The sequence below is a fragment of the Burkholderia sp. BCC1638 genome (assembly GCF_902833195.1).
Taxonomy (GTDB): Bacteria; Pseudomonadota; Gammaproteobacteria; order Burkholderiales; family Burkholderiaceae; genus Burkholderia; species Burkholderia diffusa.
Genome location: NZ_CADFEC010000010.1, coordinates 239,476 through 246,024 on the forward strand (window position 1 = coordinate 239,476; position 6,549 = coordinate 246,024).

At 66.9% G+C, this 6,549-nt stretch carries 6 protein-coding genes; 2 read left to right on the plus strand and 4 right to left on the minus strand.

Annotated features, from left to right (window positions below; all coding sequences use genetic code 11):
- Positions 1-195: 195 nt before the first annotated feature.
- The 4 genes from adk to lpxK all read right to left on the minus strand — a co-directional run bounded on the left by adk (position 196) and on the right by lpxK (position 3,189).
- Positions 196-858, minus strand: a complete 663-nt coding sequence (gene adk, locus HWX22_RS15055) for an adenylate kinase (RefSeq protein ID WP_059690572.1) — start codon at positions 856-858, stop codon at positions 196-198.
- Between the two features lie 208 nt (positions 859-1,066).
- Entirely contained in the window at positions 1,067-1,858 is a 792-nt protein-coding gene (gene kdsB / locus HWX22_RS15060; RefSeq protein ID WP_059527793.1) for a 3-deoxy-manno-octulosonate cytidylyltransferase, read from the minus strand.
- Between the two features lie 118 nt (positions 1,859-1,976).
- On the minus strand, positions 1,977-2,180 hold the full coding sequence (locus tag HWX22_RS15065; RefSeq protein WP_175915917.1) for a Trm112 family protein: 204 nt from the start codon (positions 2,178-2,180) through the stop codon (positions 1,977-1,979).
- Entirely contained in the window at positions 2,161-3,189 is a 1,029-nt protein-coding gene (gene lpxK / locus HWX22_RS15070; protein WP_059527790.1) for a tetraacyldisaccharide 4'-kinase, read from the minus strand. The genes HWX22_RS15065 and lpxK overlap by 20 nt, the downstream gene beginning before the upstream one ends.
- Before the next feature lie 450 nt (positions 3,190-3,639).
- On the opposite strand from lpxK, the gene xseA reads away from it, so the two are divergent.
- Positions 3,640-5,022 carry an exodeoxyribonuclease VII large subunit gene (gene xseA / locus HWX22_RS15075; protein WP_175915918.1) on the plus strand — a complete coding sequence of 461 codons (1,383 nt, stop codon included), beginning with the start codon at positions 3,640-3,642 and terminating at the stop codon, positions 5,020-5,022.
- A 252-nt stretch (positions 5,023-5,274) separates the two neighbouring features.
- A complete protein-coding gene (sodB, locus tag HWX22_RS15080) occupies positions 5,275-5,853 on the plus strand; it encodes a superoxide dismutase [Fe] (RefSeq protein WP_044848579.1) in 579 nt (192 codons plus the stop codon).
- Positions 5,854-6,549 lie beyond the last annotated feature (696 nt).

A 6,549-nucleotide genomic window follows, 5' to 3' on the forward strand; every position in this document is an offset into this window, starting at 1 on the left:
GGGTCCGATGCCGGTCGATCGGAGGAAAGGCCGGTGCGCCGATCCACACGGCGCACGCGTTCGATCGATTGTACGGGGCGCCGTCGCGCGCCGGCCAGTGCGGCACGGTCGTGCGAACCCAGGTCAGACGAAACGGCTGCAGCAGACGAAAAAAAAGCCGCCCGGAAGGGCGGCTCGCGGTGCACGACGCTGTGCTTACTTCAGTGCGTCGAACGCACGCTCGCGGATTTCGTCGACGCTCCCGAGGCCCGAGATCTTGCGATACTGCGGGGCCTTCAGGCCATTTTCCTCGCCGCGCTGCGCCCAGTCGCCGTAGTACTTGATCAGCGGCTTGGTCTGCGCTTCGTACACTTCGAGACGCTTCTTGACGGTTTCTTCCTTGTCGTCGTCGCGCTGGATCAGCGGTTCGCCCGTCACGTCGTCCACGCCCTCGACCTTCGGCGGGTTGAACTTGACGTGGTACGTGCGGCCCGACGCCGGATGCGTGCGGCGGCCGCTCATGCGCTCGACGATCTCCGAGAACGGGACGTCGATTTCGAGCACGTAATCGATCGCGACGCCGGCGTCCTTCATCGCGTCAGCCTGCGCGATCGTGCGCGGGAAGCCATCGAACAGATAGCCGTTCGCACAATCGGCTTCCTTCAGGCGCTCCTTCACGAGACCGATGATCAGGTCGTCCGTCACGAGCTTGCCTTCGTCCATGAAACGCTTCGCCTCGATGCCGAGCGGCGTGCCGGCCTTGACGGCCGCGCGCAGCATGTCGCCCGTCGAGATTTGCGGGATGCCGAACTTTTCCTTGATGAAGTTTGCCTGGGTGCCCTTTCCCGCGCCGGGCGCGCCCAACAGGATCAAACGCATGGTGATATCTCCAGTATGTAGATTCGTGTGGCGAGACGTAAAAGTGTCGGCGACAGCGTGCGCGGGGCTTGCCTTGCGCGCGGCGGACCGGTCTGATGCGGCGCGTCGGCGAAAAGCGACGCGCGGCTGCCGGGGCGGGCCGTGGCGGGGTCAAGCGAGGACGCGCGGGTCGCGGACGGCTCGCACAATCGCCTGATTATGCCACGGGTTATTTTGAACCCGGCCGAAAAAGGGCCTGCACGCGTGCGAGATCGGCCGGCGTGTCGATGCCGGCTTCGGGCGCATGTTCGGTGATCAGCACCGCGATGCGCTCGCCGTGCCACATCGCGCGCAGCTGTTCGAGTTGCTCGGCCTGCTCGATCGGCGCCTGCGCGAGCGACGGATAGGTGCGCAGAAAACGCGCGCGATACGCGTAGAGGCCGATGTGACGATGGACCGGAAAGGCCGGTGCCGGCATGGCCGCAACGTCGGGCCAGTGCGGCTGGTACGCATCGCGGCTCCACGGAATCGGCGCGCGCGAGAAGTACATCGCGACGTTGCGCGCGTCGAGCGCGACCTTCACGATGTTCGGGTTGAACACGTCGGCGGCGGCGTGGATCGGGTGCGCCGCGGTCGCGATCGCGCAGTCCGGATGCGCGGCGAGGTGCGACGCTACGTCGCGCACGAGCGCCGGGTCGATCAGTGGTTCGTCGCCCTGCACGTTGACGACGACGGTGTCGTCGCTCCACCCGAACGTCGCGGCGACTTCCGCGAGCCGGTCGGTGCCCGACGGATGGTCGGCGCGTGTCAGCACCGCTTCGAAACCGTGCTCGCGGGCCGCGTCGAGGACGCTCTGCGCGTCGGACGCGACGAGCACCTGCTGCGCGCCCGCTTCGCGCGCACGCTCGGCGACGCGGACGACCATCGGCTTGCCGCCGAGATCGGCGAGCGGCTTGTTCGGCAGACGCGTCGACGCGAGCCGGGCAGGAATGACGGCGATGAAGGGCTGCGGATGAGTCATCGGGGCTGGGCGGTGAGAAGAGCGGGGCGGGCGGCGCGTCGAAGGCAGGCCGCCCGGAGCAGGGGCCGGCACGCGGCCGCGGCGAACCGCGGCCGGGCGCCGGTGCAGCGCTGCGGCGTCAGCTGCCGGCCGGCCCGGCGGAGTCGACCGGCGTGCCTTCGACGGTCTGGCGTGCTTCGTCGACGAGCATCACGGGGATGCCGTCGCGGATCGGGTAGGCGAGCTTGTCCGCGTTGCAGATCAGCTCCTGCGCGGCGCGGTCATAGTGGAGCGGGCCTTTGCAGATAGGGCACACAAGGATTTCAAGCAGGCGAGCGTCCACGGAGTTTCTCCACAACGAGGGCAATGAGGCGAGGATCGAGCGCGGCTTCGACGGGGACGACCCACAGCCGAGCGTCGCGCCAGGAAGCGCCCAATTTTACTGCATCCTTCTCGGTGATCAGGATCGCATCGACCGCGTCGTCCACGAACGGATTGTCGGCGAACGCGTAGTGGTCGGGCAGCGCGCGCGTCGCCGGTGCGAGGCCGGCCGCGCGCAGCGTCGCGAAGAAGCGTTCCGGCGCGCCGATGCCGGCCGCGGCGAGCACGCGCTCGTTCGCGAATTGCGACAGCGGGCGGCGCAGCGCCGGCTGATCGAGGTGCCACGCGGCGCCCGGCGTGAGCGCGAGCGCATAGGTGTCGGGCCACGGCGGCAGCGCGCCGCTGTACGGATCGTTGACGAGTGTCGCGTCGCGGTGACGCGACAGCGGCTCGCGCAGCGGCCCGGCCGGCAGCAGGAAGCCGTTGCCGCCGAGCCGGTGGTCGAACACGACGAGCTCGACCGTGCGGGCGAGGCGATAGTGCTGGAGGCCGTCGTCGCTGACGATCACGTCGACGTCCGGGTGCGCGGCGCGCAGCGCCTGCGCGGCCGCGACGCGGTCGGGGCACACCCACACCGGCGCGCCGGTGCGGCGCGCGATCAGCAGCGGCTCGTCGCCGGCCGCGCTCGCGCGCGATGCGGGCGTGACCGCGGTGGGTGCCTTCACGTTCGCGCCGTAGCCGCGCGACACGATGCCCGGCGTGAACCCGGCCGCGCGCAACGCGTCGACGAGCGCGATCACGGTCGGCGTCTTGCCGGTGCCGCCGACGGTCACGTTGCCGACCACGACGACGGGCACGCCGACGTCGACCGGTTGCTTCCAGCCCTGCGCGTAGGCCGTGCGGCGCAGCGCCGCGCACAGGCCGAACACGCACGCGAACGGCGTGAGCGCCCAGGCGAGGGCGCCGCGTCGCTGCCATTCGCGCGTGAGGCGTGCTTCGAGCCGCGCGAGCGGGCCGCCGGGCGCGCTCATCGGGCCGGATGCGGCGCGTCATGCACCGCGGCGTGGGACGGATTCATCAAGACGGATTCTCCGTTGGGCGGCGCATGCCGCAAGGTCTTCGGAAGGCGGCACTCTAGCGCGCCGCACGCGGGCGCGGCAAGCGCGGCCGGGCGACGCATCCGATGGGGGCAGATCGGAGCGGGTTGTGGATAACTCTGTGAAAAACTCCCCGCCCGTTCGCGTCAAACGCCCGCCAGATGGACTTCGAATCGGCGTCGAACAAAACTGTAAGGTTTAAAAATATATAAAAATCAACGTGTTACGCGGAATTGTCTGGTTTTTTTCACGGTTTTCAAGCGTTTTTGGCGGACGATTGCCAGAGTGTGGACACCTTCCGCGTGTTGCAGTGCGCGCGGCCGGCGCTGGACGCCGCGCGCGTGTCGGACTATCGTGTCGCCGCCAGCATTCATCCGACCGCCCATGCTTTCCGACTCTCCTTTTTCCGCTCCCGGCGCCACGCGCGGCGGCGACGAAGTGATTCCCGTTTCGGCGCTCAATCGCGCGATTTCGACGATGCTCGAGCGCTCGTTTCCGCTGCTGTGGATTTCGGGCGAAGTGTCGAATTTCACGCGCGCCGCGAGCGGCCACTGGTATTTCTCGATCAAGGATCAGCAGGCGCAGATGCGCTGCGTGATGTTCCGCGGTCGCGCGCAGTACGCGGAATTCACGCCGCGCGAAGGCGACCGGATCGAGGTGCGCGCGGTCGTCACAATGTACGAGCCGCGCGGCGAAGTGCAGCTCAACGTCGAGGCCGTGCGGCGCACGGGCCAAGGGCGTCTGTACGAGGCGTTCCTGCGGCTGAAGGCGCAGCTCGAGGCCGAAGGGCTGTTCGCAGCCGAGCGCAAGCGGCCGCTGCCGGCGCACCCGCGCGCGATCGGCATCGTCACGTCGCTGCAGGCCGCCGCGCTGCGCGACGTGCTGACCACGCTCGCGCGCCGCGCGCCGCACATTCCGGTGATCGTCTATCCGGCGCCCGTGCAGGGTGCCGGTTCCGCCGAAAAGCTCGTCGCGGCCGTGCAGACCGCGAATGCGCGGCGCGAGGTCGACGTGCTGCTCGTCTGTCGCGGCGGCGGGTCGATCGAGGATCTGTGGTCGTTCAACGACGAAGCGCTCGCACGAGCGATCGCGGCGAGCGAACTGCCGGTCGTCAGCGGCGTCGGCCACGAAACCGATTTCACGATCGCGGACTTCGCGGCCGACCTGCGCGCGCCGACGCCGACCGGCGCGGCCGAGCTCGCGAGTCCGCAGCGCGCGTTGCTGTTGCGCGAGGTTGCCGACCGTCAGCGCGCGCTTGCGCGCAGCCTGGAACGCGGGCTCGAGCAGCGTGCGCAGCAGCTCGACTGGCTCGCGCGCCGGCTCGTCAGTCCGGCCGAACGGCTGCAGCGGCAACGCACGCACGTCGAACAGCTGGCGGTGCGGCTCGCGTCGGCGGCGTCGCGGCCGGTGCGCGACGCGCGTGCGCGTTTCGCGCTCGCGCAATTGCGCTGGCAGCGCGCGCGGCCCGACCCGGCGCAGGCGCGTCAGGCGCTCGCCGGGCTGTCGCAACGTCTCGCGATGGCGCTGCAGCGCCGTCACGAGCGCGACACCGCGCGCGTGTCGGCCTGCGCGGCGCGGCTCGAGGTGCTGAGCCCGCAGCGCACGCTCGAGCGCGGCTATGCGGCGCTGATCGATGCGCAGACCGGCCGCGCGGTGCGCGCGCCGAGCGCGCTGAAGCCGCAGCGCCGACTCACCGTGCATCTTGCGGAAGGCTCGGCCGACGTGTCGCTCGCCGACGTGCAGCCGCGGCTGACCGACACGATGTGACGACGACGACGACGACGACGGCGTAAGCGAAACGAAGGTCGCGCGCCCGGCGGTCCGGATATACCGGTCGCCGGACGCGGGAACGGATGCTGCGCATCGTCGTCTCGTCCTGCCGGATGAAGCGTCAGCGGCGATTTTCTGCATACCGCGGATAAATGTCCGTGAGTTTGCGGGGATATTCGGACTCGCCTACAATCGGACGCTCGGCAGCATTCAACACAGCCTCCCTACATACTCAACGAAGGAATCGCCATGGCTCATACGCTCCCGCCGCTCCCGTACGCTGAAGACGCACTCGCGCCGACCATCTCGAAAGAGACGATCGAGTACCACTACGGCAAGCATCACCAGGCATATGTGACGAACCTGAACAATCTGATCCCGGGCACGGAATTCGAAAACCTGTCGCTGGAAGAGATCGTGAAGAAGTCGTCGGGCGGCATCTTCAACAACGCCGCGCAAATCTGGAACCACACGTTCTTCTGGAACAGCCTGTCGCCGAACGGCGGCGGCGCACCGTCGGGCGCGCTGGGCGACGCGATCAACGCGAAGTGGGGTTCGTACGACGCATTCAAGGAAGCGTTCACGAAGGCCGCGGTCGGCACGTTCGGTTCGGGCTGGGCATGGCTCGTGAAGAAGGCCGACGGTTCGCTCGACATCGTGTCGACGAGCAACGCCGCCACGCCGCTGACGACGGCCGACAAGCCGCTGCTGACGATCGACGTGTGGGAACACGCGTACTACATCGACTACCGCAACGCACGTCCGAAGTTCGTCGAAGCGTTCTGGAATATCGTGAACTGGGACTTCGCAGCGAAGAACTTCGCGTAAGTCCGGGCATTGTAGCGTGACAATATAGTCTGGAAAGTGCAATAGAGATTGGAAAATCCAGACTGGACAGTGCAATAAAGTTTTGAAACTGTAGTGAAATTGAAAGCCCTCGGTATGAGGGCTTTCTGCTTTTTGTGCTCGCTCTTTTGGGTAACCTCGACTTCTAACGGTAGGCGGGCTATCTGCCATCGCATCAACTGGGGGGCAGTGAGAGTAATCTCAATCGCTCCGCGAGCAGTGGGCGGTGACCGCCTAGCCCAAATCTACCTAGCAATGAAAAATCGCAGGGGAGTGCCTGAGGGCGCGGCCTGTCTACGCGACTGAGAGCAGTTCGCCTTGTACAATCACTGCGGCCATACCCCCGTCAACTTTAGCGAGTCAACTTGGCAACCTCACAGCATCCGACTAGTTCCCGCGGTATCTCCAGCGGTGGCGCTGCAGCAGCAGGAGGTATTGGGTTTCAGGCCCAGCTTGGGGCGCTTTTCGGCCTGCAGTTGCTTGCCCAGGTTCCGGTCGACTATGTCCTGGAATTGGGGGCAGCCGTTCCTGTCTGGATTCGCTTTGAGACCGAGGTGTTGATTTCCACCGAGTCTTAACCCACCGATTTCATCTAAATCTGACCCACCCCGAGACAGCGTAGTACATCTATTCCGGTGTGGATAACTCTTCGTTACCTGCTGGTTTTGCCGCTCTTTT